The following is a 19124-nucleotide window of genomic DNA, read 5'->3' as shown; positions in this document are numbered from 1 at the left end:
CAGAGCCCCCGAAACACCGCGCGGAGCGCGGTGGCGGGTCCGGGCGGAGCCCGGTTTCGGGAAGGGGCGGGTAGGGGAAGACGCCCGCCGCAGGCGCCACCCGCACCCCCCGCCGCGCCCCCCGAAAGGCACCCCCATGCACCTCGTCATCCGCGACGCCCGCGTCATCGACGGCACCGGCGGTGCCTCCTTCCGCGCCGACGTCGGCATCCGCGACGGCCGTATCGCCGAGATACGCAAAGAGGGCACCGGCCCCCGCCCCACCGCCCCCCGCGTCCTCGACGCGGACGGCCTCGCCCTCGCCCCCGGCTTCATCGACATGCACGCGCACTCCGATCTGGCGCTGCTGCGCGACCCCGACCATTCCGCGAAGGCAGCCCAGGGCGTGACCCTCGAGGTGCTCGGGCAGGACGGACTGTCGTACGCGCCCGTCGACGACGACACCCTCGCCGCGGTGCGCAAGGCCATCACCGGCTGGAACGGCGACGGCTCCGACATCGACTTCGACTGGCGGTCGGTCGGCGAGTACCTGGACCGTCTCGACCGGAACTTCGGCGGCCAGGGCATCGCGGTGAACGCCGCGTACCTGATCCCGCAGGGCACCGTGCGCATGTACGCGATGGGCTGGGATGACCGCCCCGCCACCGACGCGGAGCTCACCCGCATGAAGCAGTTGGTGGCCGAGGGCATGGCGCAGGGCGCGGTCGGCATGTCGTCCGGTCTGACGTACACGCCGGGGATGTACGCGAACGACTCGGAGCTGGCGGAGCTGTGCCGGGTCGTGGCCCAGTACGACGGCTACTACTGCCCTCATCACCGCTCCTACGGCGCCGGTGCGCTCCAGGCGTACGAGGAGATGGTGAACCTGACCCGCGAGGCGGGATGTGCCCTGCATCTCGCGCACGCCACCATGAACTTCGGTGTGAACAAGGGCAAGGCGCCCGATCTGCTCGCGCTGCTGGACGACGCGCTGGACGGCGGCGCGGACATCTCCCTGGACACCTATCCGTACACCCCCGGCTGCACCACGCTCGTGGCGATGCTGCCGAGCTGGGCGGGCGAGGGCGGCCCCGACGCCGTGCTGGCGCGGCTGCGGGACGACGCCACGGCCGAAAGGATCCGGCACCACCTGGAGGTCGTCGGGTCCGACGGCTGTCACGGCGTACCGATCGAGTGGGACACCATCGAGATCTCCGGAGTGAGCGACCCGGCTGTCGCGGGCCACGTCGGCCGGACGATCCAGCAGTCTGCCGACGAGCGCGGCGAGGCACCTTGGACGACCGCCCGGCGGCTGCTGATCGAGGACCGGCTCGGTTCGACGATCCTCCAGCACGTCGGCCACGAGGAGAACGTGCGTCAGATCATGCGCCACCGGGTCCACACCGGCGGGAGCGACGGCATCCTCCAGGGTGACAAGCCGCATCCGCGGGCCTACGGCACGTTCCCGCAGTACCTCGGCCGGTACGCGCGCGAGCTGGGCATCCTGTCGTTGGAGGAGACCGTCGCCCATCTGACGTCCCGCCCGGCCGCCCGGCTGAGGCTGCCCGACCGGGGTCTGGTCCGTGAGGGGTACCGCGCCGACCTGGTGCTGTTCGACCCGGGCACGGTGGCGGCGGGTTCGACCTTCGAGGAGCCGCGCACGCTGCCCGTCGGCATCCCGCACGTACTGATCGACGGCCGGTTCGTCGTCGAGGACGGTGTCCGCACCGACGTGCTCGCCGGCCGCGCCGTACGCCGTACGCCCCGACTCGCGGGCTAGCGCACGCCCCGCGGCCGGTACTGGATGCTGATGCGCGGCCCGACGGGGCGCGCCGTCTTGAGGACGGCGTGCTCCCAGGTCCGCTGGCACGAGCCGCCCATCACGATCAGATCGCCGTGGCCGAGCGCCTTGCGCACCTGTGCGCCGCCGCCCCGCCGGGGCCGGAGCGCCAGCTCGCGCGGTGCGCCGACGGAGAGGATGGCTACCATCGTGTCCTCGTGCGAGCCGCGTCCGATGGTGTCCCCGTGCCAGGCGACGCTGTCCCGGCCGTCCCGGTAGTAGCAGAGGCCGGCGGTGCGGAACGGCTCGCCGAGCTCCTCGGCGTAGTGCCGCGAGAGGGCGTCCCGCCCCTCCTCAAGGACGGGATGCGGGAACGGGTCGTCCTCCCCGTAGTGGGCGAGGAGCCTCGGCACGTCGACCACCCGCTCGTACATCTGCCGTCGTTCCGCCCGCCAGGGCACGGTGCCGACGAGCTCGTCGAACAGGGCGTCCGCCCCGGAGAGCCAACCGGGCAGGACGTCGATCCAGGCGCCGTCACCGAGCACGGTGCGCCGGGTGTCGCCGAGCGGACCGAGACGGATCTCGTCGGTCTGGTCGAAGAGGGATCCCTGGAGATGTGCTGCCATGTCTCTCACGGTACCTCCGAAACCGAACAAACGATCGAGGATCGGCCTCGGGCGCTGTTCCCGCCCGGGCGGCCGGTCGGATCGAGCGACAAGTTTGATTTTGATCCGTTACCGCCCCGTCGGTTCCGGCGTTGAACGGAATGTGCTGGTCGCAAACCTGCGGCCCACTCTCGTCCTGCAAGGAGAAGTTGATGTCGCGTATCGCGAAGGCAGCCGCCGTAGTCGCCGGCACCGGTGCCATCCTGGCCGGCGGCGCCGGCATGGCTGCCGCCGACGCCGGAGCGCACGGTGGCGCTGCCGGTTCCCCCGGTGTCGTGTCCGGCAACGCGGTCCAGGTGCCCCTGCACGTGCCGGTCAACGTCTGCGGCAACACCGTGAACGTCATCGCCCTGCTCAACCCGACCTTCGGCAACCCGTGCGCGATCGTCGACGGTGGCGACCACGGCGCCTACGGCGGCTGACCACACCGACCGCTGCGGCCTCCCCTTCACCACTCCGGGGGAGGCCGCAGTCATGCCCGCCCCGGAAGGGCGGCGTACCTGCCGGGGCCCGCCGCCAGTGCGGGACGTCCCGTCAGGCGTACCGGTAGAAGCGTGTGTGGTCCATGAGCGCCGATGGCCTGACGTCCCACGGCGGCATCGGCTCGTCGGCCGAGAAGACCCGCCCGTACTGCGGATCGGACCGCTCGAGCCTCTTGTCCGGCAGATAGCGGGATCCCGGGTGCGCCTTCTGCCAGCGCGTCCACAGCAGGTCCATGTACGCGTGGTGGAGCCAGAAGACCGGGTCGTCGGGAGAGGTGGCGCTCATCATCAGGCCGCCGACCCATCGGTGGACCCGGTTGTGCAGGCGCCAGCGTTCGGAGCCGCCGGCGCTCCAGCCCTCCATCCGGTTGCGGAAACCGCGGGGCACCGTGGAGTCCCACGGTGCGGCGTCGTAGAGCTGATCGTCCAACGCCTGCGCCACCTCGGCCTTCGTCGGCAGTGACACCGGGTTGCCCGGTCGGCCCAGGTCGCGGGTGAGGAAATGGCCTTCGGAGATCCGGGCGTCGATCCGCCAGTCACCGTTGATGTGGGCGAAGGGGCCGGTCATGACCTGCCGGTCGCCGCGGCGTCCTGTGCCGCCCATGAGATCGTCGGCCCACAGCGACGAAGCGGGCGAGTTGTCCGTCGTCCAGTCCCAGTACGGGACGGACACACCGGGGTCGACCTGCTGCAGCGCCCGCTCGAACTCCAGCAGGAACCTGCGGTGCCAGGGGAAGAACGACGGCGTCATGTGGGCGGGACGGGGACGGTCCTCCGCGTCGGTGACGTAGTACTCGCCGTGCATCCTGACGAACTCGTCGTACCGGCCGGAGCGCTTGAGCTCAAGCAGCGCCCCCACCAGCCGCCGCTTCTCCGAACGGGTCAGGTTCCGCTGGTTCTTGCGGGTGTACACGGGCTGCCGGCCCTCCCTGTTCAGGCACTGTGCATGGCGGTCATGGGGGTCAAGGAGAGCTGGGCGTCGCCCAGTTCGTCGACGGCCGCGCGGGCCACGTCCCGCAGCGTCGGGAACGACTCGTAGTGGTTGACCAGGCTCAGGTACGTACCGTCGGCGCGCCGCATGACATGCAGCGGCCGGCCGTCGATACGGACCTCCACGCTCGGTGCCGGCCGGGCGCGCCCGGTGGGCCGGCCGGAGCGGACCCGGTCGGCGGCCTCCCCGTCCACGTACGGGTCCTCGTCGTCGGCGGGGACCATCACGGTGGCGCTGCCCTGGATGTGCCGGCCCTGGTACGTCTCGGCGAACCGCTCCAGCGACCGGGACGTCGCCGCCCTGTTCCCACCGGACTTTCCGGTGTCCCCGGTGTCCCCGCCGCGCCTGGCGAGGAGCGGCAGCAGCGCCCCGGCCGTGCCGGCGACGGCCCCGACGGTGAAGAGGGCCCGCAGTACCAGCCGGCGGGCGGGAGATCCACCGCCCGTCACCACTCCGCCGTGGGTGGCGCCCTTCGTGCCCGTGCTCATGGCATCGCCCCTCCCGTCGGTGTCCTCACGCGATGACCGCTGCCGCCCGCGACGTACCGCGACGCCGTGTCGACAGCGGTTCTCGTGGGACAACGACGCCGCCGTCAAAGGGTTGCTCCCCCACCCGAGGGAGCAGACCGTGTCCGTCAGCGGAACAGCAGGGTGCCGGCCGGCGCGGCCTGGAGCACCGGCGCGACCAGCGCGGCATCCGGCAGAGTGGGCTCGGGCAGACCGAACGCGCCGGTGGGGGCGGTCACGGGCGCGCCGAGCGACGCACCGGGGCTCGCCACCTTCACGTCCGACTCCTGGGCGAGCACCTCCGCGACGCCGAGGTTGCCCTCGCCGAGCGGGTTCTCCACCGGGACCTCCAGCAGGGTCCGGGGCAGTTCGCTGCTGAGGGGCACCGAAGGCAACGTGTCCTGCGGCACCAGGGTCCCGGTCACGTGCCGCGGCCCCTCCGGCGCGCCGGGCACGGGGACCGGCACACCGGTGCGCAGGTCCGGCGTCTCGACCGGTACCGCCGTCTCCAGGCTCTCGAGCGGCAGGACGACCGGCACGGACGTCCCGGCGACCGCGGGCGCGGCCGCCACGGCCGAGCCCATACATGCCAGTACCGCCGCCAGAGTTCCCCGGGTGGTCAACTTCATCGCTGTGTACGTCCCCTCATGTGCCGAACGGAGTCTCCGTCGTCCTGTCACAACGATCCGGACGGGCGGACCCGTGCAAATTCCGCCCGTCCGCAGCAATGTCGGGACGCATGCTGACGCCGCGATGGGCCAGCATGTGGCCCCGAGCACCTGGAGGTTGCCGTGGTGAGGACGATTCCCGGCCGGGCCGCTGACCGGCCCGCCGCACACGCTCCCGAGACCGATCTGTCCGACCCGTCGTTCTGGCGGCTGCCGCGACCCGCACGGCTCGCCGCCTTCGCCGAGCTCCGCGCACGCGACACCCCCGTGCGGTTCGGGGACCGGCCCGGCTTCTACGCGCTGGTCCGGCACGCCGATGTGGCGGAGGCGAGCAGGCGCCCGCGTGACTTCGCCAGCGCGCCGGGCGTCACCACCCCGGAACCGGCCTCCTGGGCCAAGGCGGTCTTCGGGAACTCCATGGTCAACATGGACGGTGCGGAACATGCCACGCTGCGCCGGATCGTGGCCCGTTCGTTCACGCCGAGACTGCTGGCCGCCACCGAGGACAACGTCCGCGAGGTCGCCCGGCGCATCGTCGGCGAGATGCTGGCGGGCCGTCCGCGGGACTTCGTCCCTTCGGTCGCCTCACGCATGCCCTTCGAGGTGATCTGCGACCTGATGGGCGTCCCCGGCGAGGCCCGCGCCGAGATCGCGGCCCGTATCGACCAGGCCTCCGAGAACGTGGGCGTGCAGCGCGGCCTGCGGTCCCGGCTGCGGATGCCCGGACGCGGACTGCGCGCCCTGGCCCATATGCAGCTGGTGATGGCGGGCCTGGCCCGTGAGCGGCGCCGCAGGCCCACGGGGGATCTCGTCTCCGCCCTGGTGTGCGCGGACGTGGACGGCCAGGCGCTGAACTCCCGGCAACTGGGCGCGTTCTTCTCGCTGCTGCTGGTCGCGGGCGTGGAGACGACGCGCAACGCGATCGCGCACGGGCTGTCGCTGCTCAGCGAACACCCCGAGCAGCGAGCCCTGTTGGAGTCGGACTTCGACGGGTACGCGGACGGCGCCGTGGAGGAGATCGTCCGTCACTCGACGCCGATCATCCAGTTCCGCCGCACGGTGGCCGCCGAGTGCGAGCTCGGCGGCCGCGACTTCCGTCCCGGCGAGAAGGTGGTGCTGTTCTACGCGTCGGCCAACCGTGACGAGGCCGTCTTCGACGATCCGGACGTCTTCGACATCACCCGCAGCCCCAACCCGCACCTGGGGTACGGGGGCGGCGGTCCGCACTACTGCCTCGGCGCGCACCTGGCCAGGCAGGAGATGAAGGCCCTGTTCCACGAACTGCTCACCAGGACCGGCGGCCTCCGGACGGTCGGCGCGCCGTGCCTGGTCGACTCCAGCTTCGACAATCGCGTCCGGTCGCTCCGCTTCGCGTTCGACGCTCCCTGACCCGAGGGGCCCGGGCGGGAGTCTCCGGACGCGGACCTTCTGCCCAGAGGCCCGGTGTCAGCGGCGCAGCCGCGACACCGGCAGCAGTACGTGTGCCGAGCTGGTGAGGGTGGTCTCGTCGCCGAGGAAGGACTGGAAGGCCTCGTCGCTGACGGGCACGCCCGGCGTCCCCTCGGGCCACGGGCGGCTCGCGATCATGAAGTGGACGTGGCCGCGCCGGTCCGCGGCGGCCAGCCACTCCGACGGCGCCGGGCACTGGGCCTTCAGGTAGGGCATGTTGACGACGGCCTGGCCGCCTTCGACCAGCAGCTGGATCGGGTGCGAGCCGTCGTGCGTGTGGTCGTGCATCTCGTCGCCGACGGTCAGCCCGAGCTCCGCGATCATCGCCAGGGCCTCCTCCTCCCCCGCGGCCGGCCCGTCGCTGCCGTCGCCGAGGGAGTAGGTGAGCAGATAGGGCGTGTCATGCCCCTGAGCGGGATCCCCGGTCCAGGCGAGCAGGGAGAGCGTGCCCAGCCGGCTGCGGTTCACGGCGGATCGGGGGGTGTTCGCTGTGGTCATGGATCGGCACCCTAGTGGCGGGCACGCCGACTCCCGGCCCTCGTTCACCTGGACGGGGGAACCGGACGGCAAAGTGCCGTTCCCCGCCCTCGACGCGAGGCCGCCGCCGTTTTTCCTCACAGCCGCCAGGTGTGCCGCTCGCCGCCGACCGTGCAGTCGAGCGCCACGGCGCGGCTGCCGAAGGGCACTTCGAACACCAGCCATCCGTCGGCGTGTTCGCCGACGGTCAGCGTCCGTACCTTCAGCGGGGAGCCGGTGGTGAGCTCCCCCGAGCGGACGGCCGGGTGGCGCTTGCCGCGGTGGTCGACGACCCATGTCCTGCCGAGGGGCGACTCGTGGGCCGTGCCGCCGACATTGGCCAGGCTCAGCTCCACACCGACCCAGCGGTGTCCGGCGGCGGGCCGGGGCGCGGTCCCCTTCGCCACGGCTGGGTCGACGAACGCGCGCAGTGAGACCTGGAGATGCTCGCCGAACCGTGCGCCGCCGATGTCGGCGGTGTCGCCGATGCCGGCGGCGGCCGTCCGCGCCCCGGCGGACGCCCTGGGGGCCGGCTCCGCACCGGCGCCGCCGGTGCTCTGGCATGCGGTGAGGCCCAGGAGGAGTGCCGGCACCAGCACGGTCGCCATGTGTCGCATCGATCCCCTTTTCCGCAGCGCGCGTTGATGCGTATCTTCGGCTCCGCCAGGGGTGATCGGCCGCGGCGCGCCCCGAGTCGTACGGGTGAATCTCACTGCCGCGGGCGACCGGCTCGAAAGGCCGTTCCACCCGTCCCCCACCACCGGGCCCGGGCAGTGACTTCGGCCCCGGCCGCGCGTTTGCGGTCATATGGCAAGGATTACCGCGCCGGCTCGATGGCAGCGCGTCCAGACGAGTACGGATCCGACGGCCGCGCCGACGGGCAGCAGTCCCATCTATGACCAGCTGGCGCGTGAGTGGACGGCCGCCGGCCGCACCATGCCGGGCCGGCCGGACGGGGAGTGGACCAGGCTCAGCCTCTTCCCGCCCCCGCCCGTCCCGGAAGAGCCGGCCGCCAGGTCCGCTTCCCCGCAGTCCCGCAGGGGCTGGCTCTACGACCGGCACCCGGCCTGAGCGCACCGCCCCGGTCCTGCCGTCAGGCGTGTCATCGGCGCAGCCGGTGCCGCACACCGGCGACGAGCCGGTCGGCCGTGAACGCCGTGCCGTACACGAACCGCATGGCGGGGCCGAACGTCGGCGCGGTCAGCAGACCGGCGAAGAACAGCCCGGGGCAGCTCGACTCGAACCGGGGGGTCAGCGCCGGCGCCCGGCCGGTGCCCGCCCTGCGCAGCGCCTGCCGGAGGCCGGGGTCGAGCAGGCCCAGCCGGTCCAGGTCCGGGACGAAGCCGGTCGCCGCGACAACATGGCCGGTGTCGAGCGAACGGGTCCCACCGCCGGGCATGTTCAGCTCCAGCCGCACCCGGCCGTCGTCGCGCACCGTGGCCCGGCGGAGGCTGTGCCCGAGCAGTTCGGGCACCCGCTGTTCGTAGCGTTCGCGGAGCCACCAGGCGCCTGCCGGTCCGAGCGCGCCGGCCGTCAGGCGTTCCCGCAGGCCGGCGGGCAGCCGGCCGACCGCCCCGGGCAGTTGCGACCACGCCCAGGTGGTCCAGCCGCTGCCGAGACCGCTGAGCGGGGTGCGCAGGGTGCTCAGCCGTCCGCGCTGCTGCGGCAGGGGCACGGTGTTCCACCGGATCCGGTCCGTGCGGGCCACCAGTTGCGGCCGTGCCCCGTGCTCGGCGAGCAGGACCGCCGTCTCCAGCGCCGCCTGGCCGGCTCCGACGACGGTGACGTCGAGGTCGCCGAACCCTCTCGGGTCCAAGTGGCCGCTGCTGTGCGAACAGAGGGCCGGGGGCAGCGACGCGAGCGGCTCGGGCACGCGTCGGAAGGGCATGATGCCGACGGCGAGCGCCACCGTCCGCGCCTCGACGCCGTCGCCGTCCGCCGTCTCCACCCGGAAGCAGCGGGCCGACGGGACGACCCGGGTGACGGTCCGTTCCTCGACGGGCGGCGCCGCGTGCTCGGCGAACCACATGCCGTACCCGGAGAAGTCGGCGATCGGGAGCGGACGGCCGTGCGCCGCCTCGAAGCCCCGGACGGCGGCGTAGTCGGCGAGGGTGTACTTGGCGCCCGGGTCCGACAGGTCGGAGGCCCAGGGCTCGGACTTGAGGAACATCCCTTCCGGCATGTGGTCCCGCCAGGACGCCATGGTTCTGCCGAACACCCGCAGGCTCATCCCCGCCGCGGCGGCGTGTGCCGCGACGGAGAGCCCGTACGGGCCGGCGCCGATCACTGCCAAGTCGTACATGATGCGGTTCCCGCTCCTTCTGGTGTGGCCTCTGGTCCGGCGATGGAAGGTGATGTCCGCTGCCGCGGCAGTGGTCGCAGGCGGTCCGTGCCCTTGACGAGGCCGCGTCGCAGCCAGGCGGCGGCCATGGCGAGGAACGGCAGCAGGTCGTCACGGGCGAACCAGGCGGTCTCGACCCCGCGGTGCGCGGCGCCGGCCCGTCCGGGGGCCGGGTGCCGGCGACCGGCGACCGCGGAGAGCAGCGCGTAGTTCTCCGCCACGAAGACCCGCCCCGGCCGGCCGGTGGCCCGTGGCACCTCGCTGCCCGTGAGGTCCAGGTAGAGGGACCGCACGACGTCGAGCCCGTCCTCGTCGGTGAAGAGCCGGAACTGCGCGCCGGGCCGCGGGTTGACGTCGAGGAGCCGGTAGGCGCCGCCCGCCGGGTCACGCCGGAAGTCGAGGTCGAGGATCCCCCGGTACCCGGAGTGCGCCACCAGTTTGAGGGCCGCCGCCCGTACCTCGTCGTTGTGCTGCCAGCTGCCTTTCGCGGTCAGCCCGGCCCCGGGCGGCCAGGCGAGCTCCTTGCGGCCGGTGCCGCCGAGCAGCAGGTCGGACCGCCGGGAGAAGTAGCCGTGGAAGAACCAGTCGCAGTACGGCCCTTCGGGCAGCAGACGCTGGAGCACCAGCCTGCTGCCGGCCTGTCCGGTGCGCTCGAACAGGCGCTGCACCGCGCGGGGCGAGGTGACGAGGCTGGTGCTGCGCAGGCCCGTCCGCGGGTCCAGCAGCCACGGCCGGCTCCACTTGGCGACCAGCGGCAGCCCGAGCTGCCGTACCGCGGCGGCGGCCTCGGCGGCGGTCTTCGGCACGACCGTTTCCGGGTGCGCGATCCCGGCCCGCTCGCACAGCCGTACCAGTTCGGCCTTGTCGGCGAGTGCCGCCGTGGCGTCGGCGGACTGGTCGGGGAAGAGGAACCGCGGCGCGAGGAGGGGGGCGTTGGCGGCGATGCTGACGGCGCCGAGGTCGTCCATGGCGATGAGCACGGCGGGTCGGCCGATCCGGTCGGACACGTCGAGCAGCAGGCCGACGAAGTCCTCCGGGCGGAGTTCGCCCGGAGGTCTGACATGGGCCCGGTGCAGATAGCGAGACCGGGCGACCGGGCTGCGGGCCGACTCGACCACGGCATGCACCTCCACACCGGCGCGGCCCAGCGATCTGACGGCTCCTAGGGTGCCGTGGTGAAAGGGATTCCGGTCGAGCCGGAGCACGAGAGCGGGCACTCCCGTGTCGATGATCGGCATTCGAGTCATATCTTTCACCTGGATGGTCCTGACGCGAGCGCGCCTCTTCGCTAATGGCCTACCGACTCCTCTTCGGGCAGCCCGTTCGTACGACTTTCTGCCTACGGTCGTTGCATCCCGGAACGGGCCCCACAGAGGAGGAATTCATGCCACAAAGGCGCCGTCTCATCCGCACGGGCATCGGAACGGTCACCGCCGGTCTCCTTGTCTCCAGCGCTGTTTCCGGAATATCGACCGCGGGTGCGGCCCCCCGAGCGAACGACGGTCCTGATTCTCCGGAGAAGCCACCGGTGGCCGTGGGGGCCTATCTCCACTACGGTCCGCCCGGTGTCGAGCGCATGGCCGAACTGTCCCGGTGGCTCGGCGGGCGGGAGTTGAAGGTCGCTCACACGTACCTCCCGGGCGACCGCTGGGCCAACATCGAGGGCCGGCCCGAGTTCCTGCGTCCGTGGGCCGACTGGCGGCGCGGCGCCGAGGACCGGATGTTCGTGCTCAACGTCCCGATGCTGGAGCGCAGCGAGGCGCGGCTGCCGGACGGCGCGGTCAGGGCGCTGCTGACCGCCGGGGCGCAGGGCAGCTTCGACAAGCACTTCCGCACCCTCGCGTCCCGGTTGGTCGAGGCAGGTGTCCCGGACACGGTGATCGTCCTCGGCTGGGAGATGAACGGCACGACGTACACGCACCGTTGCGCGCCGGACCCCGAGGCATGGAAGGCGTACTGGAACCGCATCGTCACGGCCATGCGTTCCGTCCCCGGGCAGGAGTTCCGATTCGACTTCGCCCCGAATCGCGGTCAGGACGCCATTCCCTGGACCGAGTGCTATCCCGGTGACGACGTGGTCGACATCATCGGGATGGACTCGTACGACCAGCCTCCGGGCGGGACGTTCGACGAACAGGTGAATGCTCCGTACGGATTGCGGAAGCAGGTCGAGTTCGCCGCGGCGCACAAAAAGGCGATCTCGTATCCGGAGTGGGGGCTTTTCCGGAACGGCGACAATCCCGAGTACATGCGCCGCATGCTCGAATGGATCGACCGTCACAAGCCGCTCTACCAGACGATCACAGACTACTGCCCGCACGGGGTGTGGCAGTGCGAAGACAATCCGCAGTCCTCGAAAGTGTTCCGCTCGAAGATGTATGCGAAGCCCGGTCCCGCGGAGCCCTCGCCCGCCGAACCCGGCCCTGTCGAGCCGGCGCCTGTCGAGCCCGGCCCGGTCGAACCGGGTCCCGTCGGGCCCGATCCCTCGGAGCCCGGGCCGCTGGAGCCGCCCGCCGAACCGTCACCGGCGCAGCCCTCACCACCGGACGGCACCGACCCCGGTGTGCCGCTCCCGTCGCCGCTGCCGGACGACGTCGTGACGAACCCCGTCGACTGGTGCGTCCCCATGGATCTCGGGGACTGGATCGCCGAGTGGGTGGGAGGCCGGCAGTTCTGTGTCGAGTTCCCGTGGCCGCTCGGGCAGCCGGGCTTCTGACTCGGAAGCCGGCCGACGGTACGGCCGGGGCGTTCGCGCCCCGGCGCACCGCGGACCGCGGTCCTCGGGACGGACGAACGGCGGCCCGGGGCGTGTCAGCGCCTCGCGCCCGCCGCCCGCCGGCTGTTGAGCCGGTCGCGCCACTCGCGCGCGGCGGGCAGCCGCGTCCGCACCGCCCCGGCGGCCCGGTCGCGCAGCCGGGCGCGTGTCTCGTGCAGCCGCAGCAGGGGCTCCAGAGAAGCCGGGGCGAGCAGCAGCCGCTGGTTGGTGACGGTCTCCGGCCGCCAGTGGTTCTTGTACGGCTCCGCCCCCCGCAGCAGGCTGAGCACGCCCCGCCCCTCGTCGGCCGCCTGCTGCGCGTCGTGGCGCAGCAGCATGGTCGCCACGTCGGCCTTGCGGTCCCGCAGCACGGGGTCCGCCCCGTACAGATAGCCGCCCGCCATGCTGCCCGAGCGCAGGGTGAGCGCGGCCGCGACGACCTCGCCCTCCATCCGGAACTCCGTCAGGACGGCCTCCCCGCGGCGGGCCATCGCCCGGGTCGCGCGCACCAGATGGGCGGCGAACCGGGGCCTGAGATGCTCCGGGTTGACGCCGCGGCCGCGCCACTGGAGTTCGTGCAGCCGCAGCAGGTTCGCGACCGCCTCCGCGACCTCCGCCCCGGGCACCGGGTGTGCCTCGATCTTCAACGCGTCGATCTTGCGCAGTTTGGCGCGCACACGCTGCGCCCTGGGACTCGTCATCCGCTTGGCGAGCTCCTCGACGGGGGCGGCCGGCAGCTCCATGCAGACCGAGTCGGTGAGCCGGGCACGGGCGCCCTTCCAGCTCTCGTAGAGCCGCTCCGCCGCCGCGCCGGGACGCACCTCGCGCAGGTCGATCACCGCGTGGCGTGCCGCCCTGTGCAGGCCCCGCTCCAACGCCCCGACCGCGGTCCGGACGTCGCCGCCGTCGACGAGTACGTCGCAGTGGTCGGAGATCCGGCCGCCCATCGGCACGAGCAGCGGCATGGGTGCGTGCGTCAGCGTCAACGGAGCGGCGCCGATCAGCCGGCCGTCGCGGCGGGCGAGGACGACGCGCAGCCGGCCGCTCGTGCCGTAGGACCGCCACCAGGAGTGGAGCCAGGCGTGGCTCTGGAAGGGGGTGGCGGTGGCACAGTCGTCGTACAGCCGGTTCCACTCCGGCTCCAGTGCGGCGAAGGCCTCCGGATCGCGGCAGAGGGTGACGGAGACGCGCCGCCCGCCGCCGGGGGTCACACCAGCTCCCGTTCGCCCGCCGGTTCGGCGGGGTGCGCGGGCGCGGGCACCCCGGCGGTGGTGACGGCAGCCCTGCGGCGCGGTCCCACGAGCAGCGCCAGTCCGCCGATCAGACCGCCCGCGCAGCCGCCGACCGCGGCGGCGACCGGCAGCGACGGGGAGACCGACTCGTCCGGGGAGACGGCCTGCGAGAAGAGGGTCAGTGAGACGCCGGTGTTCTTGGACACCTGATTGCTGCTCACGAAGACGGCGTCGGCCACGGCGTTGGCGATGTCGGCGGCCTGGTCCGGATCGGTGGACGTGCCGGTGATCGCGATCATCGGCGAGTCGGGCGACGTCTCCGTCTCCACCCGGTCACGCAGTTCGCCCGCCGGCACGCCGGCCGCGACCCGCGCGTACGCGAGGGTCGAGTCGCTGGTGGCGATCCGCCCGTAGGCCTGGGCGAAGCCGAGCGCCGCGGCGGGGTCGGAGCCCTTGGCGGCCACGGCGACGACATAGCTGGTGGAGGCGTACTCGGGTGCTTTGAGCAGGCCGTAGGAGGCACCGCAGGCCGTGCCGAGCAGGGCGCAGACCGGCAGGGGCCACCAGACGGGCAGGTTGATCTTCGCGAGGCGGCGGAACCGGCCGCGGGCGGCGGGCTCCTGCTCGTGCGTCTCGGTCATGGGAGTGCTCTCCGGGTCGGGTCGGGATGGAAGTGCTCCGGCCGGTCGCGGTCCGGCCGGGCGGTGTCCAGGGCGTGCGCGTACACGTCCATCAGGAGGCGGCTGCCCCGCGCGATGTCGTAGCGGCCGACCGCGCGGGGCGGCGGCAGCCGGCGGGGGCCTGTGGTCGTCCGGGCGCGCAGCGCTTCCGCGAGCTCTCGGACTCCGCCGTCGCGCAGCCGGGTGGCGCCCGGTGCGTCGTCCGCCGGAAGGTCGTCGACGGCGGGGCAGGTGCTGTGCAGGACCGGCAGCCCGGCGGCGAGGGCCTCGACCACGGCGAGCCCGAACGCCTCTTCACGGGAGACCGACACGAACAGGTCCACGGCGGACAGCAGCGCGGCGACACCGTCGGCGTCGCACTCGCCGACCAGTCGGATCCGGTCGCCCGCACCGAGCCGTACGGCGAGGGAGTGCAGCGCGTCCCGCTCCGGACCGTCGCCGGCGAGCAGCAGCCGGACGCCGGGCAGCGCGGCGACCGCCTCGATCAGGACGTCGAAGCATTTGCCGGGAACGAGCCGGCCCACGCCGCCGACCACGCAGGCATCGGCGGGGACGCCGAGCCGCCCCCGGGCGGCGCGCCGACGGGAGGCGTCGAAACGGAACCGGGCCGCGTCGATGCCGTTCGGCACGACGTGGATGCGGGGGCCGGGGACGCCCCAGTCGCGGAGCCGGCCGGCCACGGTCGGGGAGACGGCGACGGTGGCGGCGCCGAGGCGTTCGGTGGTCAGGTACAGCGCGCGGGTGCCCGGGGTGAGCGGCCGGCCCTCGATCTCCCGCCCGCCCAGGGAGTGTTCGGTGGCGACGGCGGCCCGCACCCCGGCCAGCCGGGCGGCGATCCGCCCGTAGACGCAGGCCCGGTACAGGTGCGTGTGCACGAGGTCGTAACGGCCGCGCCGGACGAACCGGGCGAGCCGCGGCAGGGCCGTGAGATCCGTGTTGCCGCCCATGCCGAGGTGGGTGACCGGCACCCCGTCCGCGCGCAGCCCGGCGGCGACCGGGCCGGGATTGGTCAGGGTCACGACGTCGCACTCGGCGGGGAGATGGCGCAGCAGCAGCCGCAGTTGCTGTTCCGCGCCGCCGACGCCGAGGCCGGTGATGATGTGCAGGACCCTCACCCTGCACCGCCGAAGCGCACCGGGCCGAGCACCGGACTGCGGCGTGCCCGGTGCCGCAGCCGCTTCACCCACAGCCGGGTGCCGCGGTCGGCCTGGCTGATGTGCGTGCGGGGCAGGGCGTACGGGCCGGCCGCCGCGCCGGGGGTGATGGCGCAGGCGTACGTGTAGCCCGCCCGGCGCACGGCGTCGGCGGCGCGCTCGTCGAAGGTGCCGTACGGGTAGCAGAACCCGGCCGGGGCCGTGCCGGTGAGTCGGTGGAGCAGTTCGCGGCTGCGGGCGGTCTCCTCGGCGAGTACGTCGTCCGGGCAGCCCGCCAGGCGGCGGTGGAACAGACCGTGCGAGGCGATCTCGGTGCCCGCGTCCGCGGCGGCCCTGATCTGCGGGCCGGTGAGCAGCGCCCTGCGCGGACCCTCGGGGTCCCACTCGTTGGTACCGCCGAGCCTGCCGGGCAGTACGAACACGGTGGCCGCGCAGTCGTACCTGGCCAGGAGCGGCAGCGCCGTCCCGACGAAGTCGGCGTAACCGTCGTCGAAGGTGAGGCCGACGAGACCGGCGGCGTCGCCCGCGCTGTGGGCGCGCAGCAGGTCGGCCACGCCGACCCCGCGCAGGCCGCGGGCGCGCAGCCAGCGGAGGTGGAGTTCGAGGCGGTCGGGCGCGACGGCGATGCCGTACGGGTCGGTGGTGGGGTCGCCCACGGCGTGGTACATCAGGATCCACGGCCGGGCGAGGGCCGGGGCGGCGGGTGGCGCCGCGGTGTCAGTGGTCATGAAGCAGCCTCCGTCGTGCGAGTCCCAGCAGGTGTACGGCTTCGGGGGCGCGCAGGGCGCGGGCGGTGAGCAGGAAGACGGCGGGCAGCAGCAGGCAGCCGGCGGCGAGGCTCCGCAGCGGCCCGCCGGTCAGCGGCGCGGCGAGGAGTCCGGCCGCCGTGGCGGCGGCCGCGGCCACCGTGAGCCGTCCGATGCGGCCGCCGACGGAGCGCACCTGGATGGCGACCCCCCGGGACCCGAGGCCGCACAGCAGCAGCAGCGCGGTGGTGCTGATGCCGGCGGCGTTGGCGGCCGCGATGCCGTGCACACCGAACGTGCCGACGGTGACGGCACCGGCGGCGACGGTGACGGCGAGCCCCGCCGCCATCGCGGCGGCCGGGAACCAGGTGGGCCGGCCGGAGGAGAAGAACGGCCGGCCGAGCGCGCCGACGAGGCAGTGGCCGAGGAGACCGGCGGCGTACACCCGCATGACGGTGGCGGTGGCCTCGGTGTCCCGTGCGTCGAACGCGCCGCGCTGGAAGAGCACTTCGATGATCTGGGGCGCGTATCCGACGACCATCGCCGTGCCGAGCAGCACCGTCGCGCCGGCCATGGCGAGGTCCTGTTCGACGCGGCGGCGGGCCCGGTCGCGGTCGCCCTCCGCCATGGCCTTGGCGACGACGGGGAAGGTCACCGTGCACACCATCAGCGACAGCACCATCGGCATCTGGGCGACCTTCTGCGCGTAGTTGAGATGGGAGATCGCCCCGGCGGGGAGCGGCGCGGCGAGGAAGCGTTCGACGAGGACCTGGGACTGGCGGCTGACGGCGAAGAGGACGACGGGGGCGAGGACGGCGGCGCCGAGGAGGGGCGCCCTGGACCGGGCGCGGCGCACCAGCGGCCGCAGCGTCACACGGCGGGCGAAGGCGGGCAGTTGCACGGCCACCATGAGCAGGCCGCCGACGGCGACACCGGCCGCGGCGGCGCGTACGCCCCACACGGAGTGCAGGGCGAGTGTCGTGGCGATGATGCCGGCGTTGTAGGCGACGTAGACGCTCGCCGGGCGGAGGAAGCTGCCGTGGGCGCGCAGGGCGGCGCTGAAGTATCCGGTGACGCCGAAGGTGAGCACGGTCAGCGCGGTCATCCGGGTGCAGTCCACGGCGAGTGCGGGGTCGCCGAAGCCGGGCGCGAGCACCCGTACGACGAGCGGCGCGCCGATCAGCAGCAGGCCGGCGGCACAGGTCAGCAGGGCGAACAGCCGTGGGAAGGTGGCGGAGACCAGTTCCCCCACGGGATCGGCACTCCGGTCCCCGGCGGTCCGCCGGGCGAGGGCATGGCTGAACGCGGGCACCAGCAGCAGGGCCATCGCGTCCTCGATGAGGAGTGTGGAGGCCATCTCGGGGACGGTCCAGGCGATGAGGAACGCGTCGCTCTCCACGCCGGCCCCGAAGAAGTGCGCGATGGTCTGGTCCCGCACCAGCCCGAGCACGGACCCCGCCGCGGTGAGCCCGGCGGTGACCGCGGCCGCCCGGACGAGGAACCGCCCGAGCACGGGCGGTGTGCCGCGCCCCGCGCCGCCCGCTCGCCCGCCCCTGCGGGCGTGCCGCCCCCGCGCCGGGGCGGCGGCCCGGGGGAACGCCCCGGTCGCGGCGCCGTGGCCCCGCCGCGCCGACGCCCCGCGCGGCTTCCCGCCGACGGCCACCGCGGGCCGCTGCTCGGGGCCTTCGTGGGACGGCCGGTCGTCTGCGGCGCCGTCGGCGATCGAGGCCCGGGTCGCCCGTTCCGGGGCAAGGGCCCGCGCGGCCCCGGCGGCGTCGTCCGCCGGCGGTGCCGCGTGGCGGCCAGGTGCCAGGGACGCCCCTCCGGGCGGGCGACGGCCGGGGGCCGGGCCTGGTTCGTCGGTCACGCGCGCCTCGTTCCCCCGAGTGCCCACCAGGCCGCCAGGCCCAGCAGCACACCCGTGAGGGCCGTCGACGGGCCGCCGATGTCCGCGTAGAGGAAGTCGACGGTCTGCCAGAGCATCAGGCCCACCGCCGCCAGCCCGCAGTCCGCGGCTCGCCCGTGCGGTCCGCCGGCGAGCCGGCGCAGGCCGAGGACGAGGACGGCGGCGAGGCTGCCGGCGAACGCGGTCAGCCCGATCAGGCCCTGTTCGCCGAGGACGAGCAGGTACATGTTGTGCGGCGACAGCAGCGGCTGCTTCTCGAACTCCCTGCCCGCACCGGCGATGTCGCTGCCGGCGGACAGGCCGATCGAGGAATGACCGTCGCGGTGTGCCGGGAAGCCCTTCATCCCGACCCCCGCCGCCGGCTCCTCGCGCCACATCCCGGCCGCTGCCGCCCACATCGCGTACCGGTCGCCGACCGACCGGTCCGGCGCGTCGGTGACGCGGGTGATGCTGCTGACGCGCTCGGAGATCATCTGGGAGCCGATGCCGAGGCCCCCGACGAGTACGACGGCGAGCGCGGCCACCGCCGAGAGGACCCGCACCGCCTGCCGCAGCCCGCACAGCGCGACCACGGCGAAGGCGGCGAGCGCCGTGGCGATCCACGCGCCCCTGCTGAACGACAGGGCGAGCGGCACGACGAGCACGGCCGCGGCCGTGAACGCGGACGGCCTCAGCCAGGCGGGCGCGTCGGCCGGGGGGCGCAGGGCGAGGGCGAGCGCCGCGAGCAGCCCGTACGACACGACCGTCGCCATCCCCATGACGTCCGTCGGCCCGAAGGTGCCAACGGCCCGGATGTCCTCCCCCATGTACGAGGCGCCGGTGCCGGTGGCGAACTGGTAGGTGCCCACGGCGCCCTGGGCGAGCGCCAGGACGACGAGGGCGCCGGCGACGACTCGGAAGTCCCGCGCGTCCCGCACGAGCAGCACGACGGCCAGCGGCACGAGGACGAAGACCTGGAGGTAGCGCACGAACCCGGGCAGCGCGGCCTGCGGTTGGGCGGCGGTGACGGTGGCGACCGCGAAGCCGACGACGGGCAGGCCGAACACGACGGCGGCGACGGGCGTCAGGGACCGGGAGCGGCGGTGCACGACCTGCGCCGCGCACCACACGACCAGGACCCCCGAGGCGATGTCCGCCGGGCCCACCGTGCCCGCCCCGCCGCCGACCGAAGGAAGCGGCGCGGCCGGCAGCAGCACGGTCACGACCAGGGGCAGCAGTCGGAGGAAGCGCGGTGTGCGCCTGTGCCGCACGGCGGTCCAGGTGACGGCTGTCAT

At 73.7% G+C, this 19124-nt stretch carries 18 protein-coding genes; 4 read left to right on the top strand and 14 right to left on the bottom strand.

Features of this window, described 5'->3' with window-relative positions:
* Window positions 1-136: 136 nt before the first annotated feature.
* Window positions 137-1759 carry an N-acyl-D-amino-acid deacylase family protein gene (locus tag ACTMTU_RS14785; protein WP_441263939.1) on the top strand — a complete coding sequence of 541 codons (1623 nt, stop codon included), beginning with the start codon at window positions 137-139 and terminating at the stop codon, window positions 1757-1759.
* Here ACTMTU_RS14785 and ACTMTU_RS14780 read toward each other — a convergent pair.
* Entirely contained in the window at window positions 1756-2385 is a 630-nt protein-coding gene (locus ACTMTU_RS14780; RefSeq protein WP_441263938.1) for an alpha-ketoglutarate-dependent dioxygenase AlkB, read from the bottom strand. The genes ACTMTU_RS14785 and ACTMTU_RS14780 overlap by 4 nt on opposite strands.
* 191 nt (window positions 2386-2576) lie before the next feature.
* Between ACTMTU_RS14780 and ACTMTU_RS14775 the strand changes: the two genes are divergently transcribed.
* Window positions 2577-2846 (top strand): chaplin, encoded by a 270-nt coding sequence (locus ACTMTU_RS14775; RefSeq protein ID WP_441263937.1) that lies wholly within the window; start codon window positions 2577-2579, stop codon window positions 2844-2846.
* Between the two features lie 112 nt (window positions 2847-2958).
* On the opposite strand, the gene ACTMTU_RS14770 is transcribed toward ACTMTU_RS14775, so the two are convergent.
* From ACTMTU_RS14770 to ACTMTU_RS14760, 3 genes are all read right to left on the bottom strand, one after another.
* Complete coding sequence (locus ACTMTU_RS14770; protein WP_441263936.1) at window positions 2959-3819, bottom strand: tyrosinase family protein; 861 nt, start codon at window positions 3817-3819, stop codon at window positions 2959-2961.
* A gap of 20 nt (window positions 3820-3839) precedes the next feature.
* Window positions 3840-4385, bottom strand: a complete 546-nt coding sequence (locus ACTMTU_RS14765; RefSeq protein ID WP_441263935.1) for a tyrosinase family oxidase copper chaperone — start codon at window positions 4383-4385, stop codon at window positions 3840-3842.
* Window positions 4386-4531: 146 nt separating this feature from the next.
* Window positions 4532-5032: a hypothetical protein gene (locus tag ACTMTU_RS14760; RefSeq protein WP_441263934.1), complete on the bottom strand. Its 501-nt coding sequence runs from the start codon at window positions 5030-5032 to the stop codon at window positions 4532-4534.
* A 162-nt stretch (window positions 5033-5194) separates the two neighbouring features.
* On the opposite strand from ACTMTU_RS14760, the gene ACTMTU_RS14755 reads away from it, so the two are divergent.
* Window positions 5195-6460: a cytochrome P450 gene (locus ACTMTU_RS14755; RefSeq protein ID WP_441263933.1), complete on the top strand. Its 1266-nt coding sequence runs from the start codon at window positions 5195-5197 to the stop codon at window positions 6458-6460.
* A gap of 57 nt (window positions 6461-6517) precedes the next feature.
* Here the strand turns inward: ACTMTU_RS14755 and ACTMTU_RS14750 are convergent, their stop codons facing one another.
* From ACTMTU_RS14750 to ACTMTU_RS14735, 4 genes are all read right to left on the bottom strand, one after another.
* Window positions 6518-7018, bottom strand: coding sequence for a DUF5949 family protein (locus tag ACTMTU_RS14750; RefSeq protein ID WP_441263932.1), 501 nt, complete (start codon window positions 7016-7018; stop codon window positions 6518-6520).
* A 116-nt stretch (window positions 7019-7134) separates the two neighbouring features.
* Complete coding sequence (locus tag ACTMTU_RS14745; RefSeq protein ID WP_441263931.1) at window positions 7135-7644, bottom strand: DUF4352 domain-containing protein; 510 nt, start codon at window positions 7642-7644, stop codon at window positions 7135-7137.
* A gap of 494 nt (window positions 7645-8138) precedes the next feature.
* Window positions 8139-9338 carry an NAD(P)-binding domain-containing protein gene (locus ACTMTU_RS14740; protein WP_441263930.1) on the bottom strand — a complete coding sequence of 400 codons (1200 nt, stop codon included), beginning with the start codon at window positions 9336-9338 and terminating at the stop codon, window positions 8139-8141.
* Window positions 9320-10624 (bottom strand): carboxylate--amine ligase, encoded by a 1305-nt coding sequence (locus ACTMTU_RS14735; protein WP_441263929.1) that lies wholly within the window; start codon window positions 10622-10624, stop codon window positions 9320-9322. The genes ACTMTU_RS14740 and ACTMTU_RS14735 overlap by 19 nt, the downstream gene beginning before the upstream one ends.
* Window positions 10625-10761: 137 nt before the next feature.
* Here ACTMTU_RS14735 and ACTMTU_RS14730 point away from each other — a divergent pair, with 137 nt between their 5' ends.
* Window positions 10762-12093, top strand: a complete 1332-nt coding sequence (locus ACTMTU_RS14730) for a glycosyl hydrolase (protein ID WP_441263928.1) — start codon at window positions 10762-10764, stop codon at window positions 12091-12093.
* A gap of 95 nt (window positions 12094-12188) precedes the next feature.
* Here the strand turns inward: ACTMTU_RS14730 and ACTMTU_RS14725 are convergent, their stop codons facing one another.
* From ACTMTU_RS14725 to ACTMTU_RS14700, 6 genes are read right to left on the bottom strand one after another with little or no spacing between them, the layout of a single operon-like run.
* Window positions 12189-13343: a GNAT family N-acetyltransferase gene (locus ACTMTU_RS14725; RefSeq protein ID WP_441263927.1), complete on the bottom strand. Its 1155-nt coding sequence runs from the start codon at window positions 13341-13343 to the stop codon at window positions 12189-12191.
* Window positions 13340-14005 (bottom strand): lipopolysaccharide biosynthesis protein, encoded by a 666-nt coding sequence (locus ACTMTU_RS14720; RefSeq protein WP_441263926.1) that lies wholly within the window; start codon window positions 14003-14005, stop codon window positions 13340-13342. The genes ACTMTU_RS14725 and ACTMTU_RS14720 overlap by 4 nt, the downstream gene beginning before the upstream one ends.
* Window positions 14002-15159: a glycosyltransferase gene (locus tag ACTMTU_RS14715; protein ID WP_441263925.1), complete on the bottom strand. Its 1158-nt coding sequence runs from the start codon at window positions 15157-15159 to the stop codon at window positions 14002-14004. The genes ACTMTU_RS14720 and ACTMTU_RS14715 overlap by 4 nt, the downstream gene beginning before the upstream one ends.
* Window positions 15156-15926 (bottom strand): polysaccharide deacetylase family protein, encoded by a 771-nt coding sequence (locus tag ACTMTU_RS14710; protein ID WP_441263924.1) that lies wholly within the window; start codon window positions 15924-15926, stop codon window positions 15156-15158. The genes ACTMTU_RS14715 and ACTMTU_RS14710 overlap by 4 nt, the downstream gene beginning before the upstream one ends.
* Window positions 15916-17811: a murein biosynthesis integral membrane protein MurJ gene (gene murJ / locus ACTMTU_RS14705; protein ID WP_441263923.1), complete on the bottom strand. Its 1896-nt coding sequence runs from the start codon at window positions 17809-17811 to the stop codon at window positions 15916-15918. Before murJ ends, ACTMTU_RS14710 begins: the two co-directional genes overlap by 11 nt.
* On the bottom strand, window positions 17808-19124 hold the full coding sequence (locus tag ACTMTU_RS14700; RefSeq protein WP_441263922.1) for an O-antigen ligase family protein: 1317 nt from the start codon (window positions 19122-19124) through the stop codon (window positions 17808-17810). Before ACTMTU_RS14700 ends, murJ begins: the two co-directional genes overlap by 4 nt.

This window comes from Streptomyces sp. OZ13 (genome assembly GCF_052068155.1).
In the GTDB taxonomy this organism is placed as follows: Bacteria; Actinomycetota; Actinomycetes; order Streptomycetales; family Streptomycetaceae; genus Streptomyces.
The sequence above is the reverse complement of the archived record's forward strand: the minus strand, read 5'-3'. Positions and strand labels throughout refer to the sequence as shown.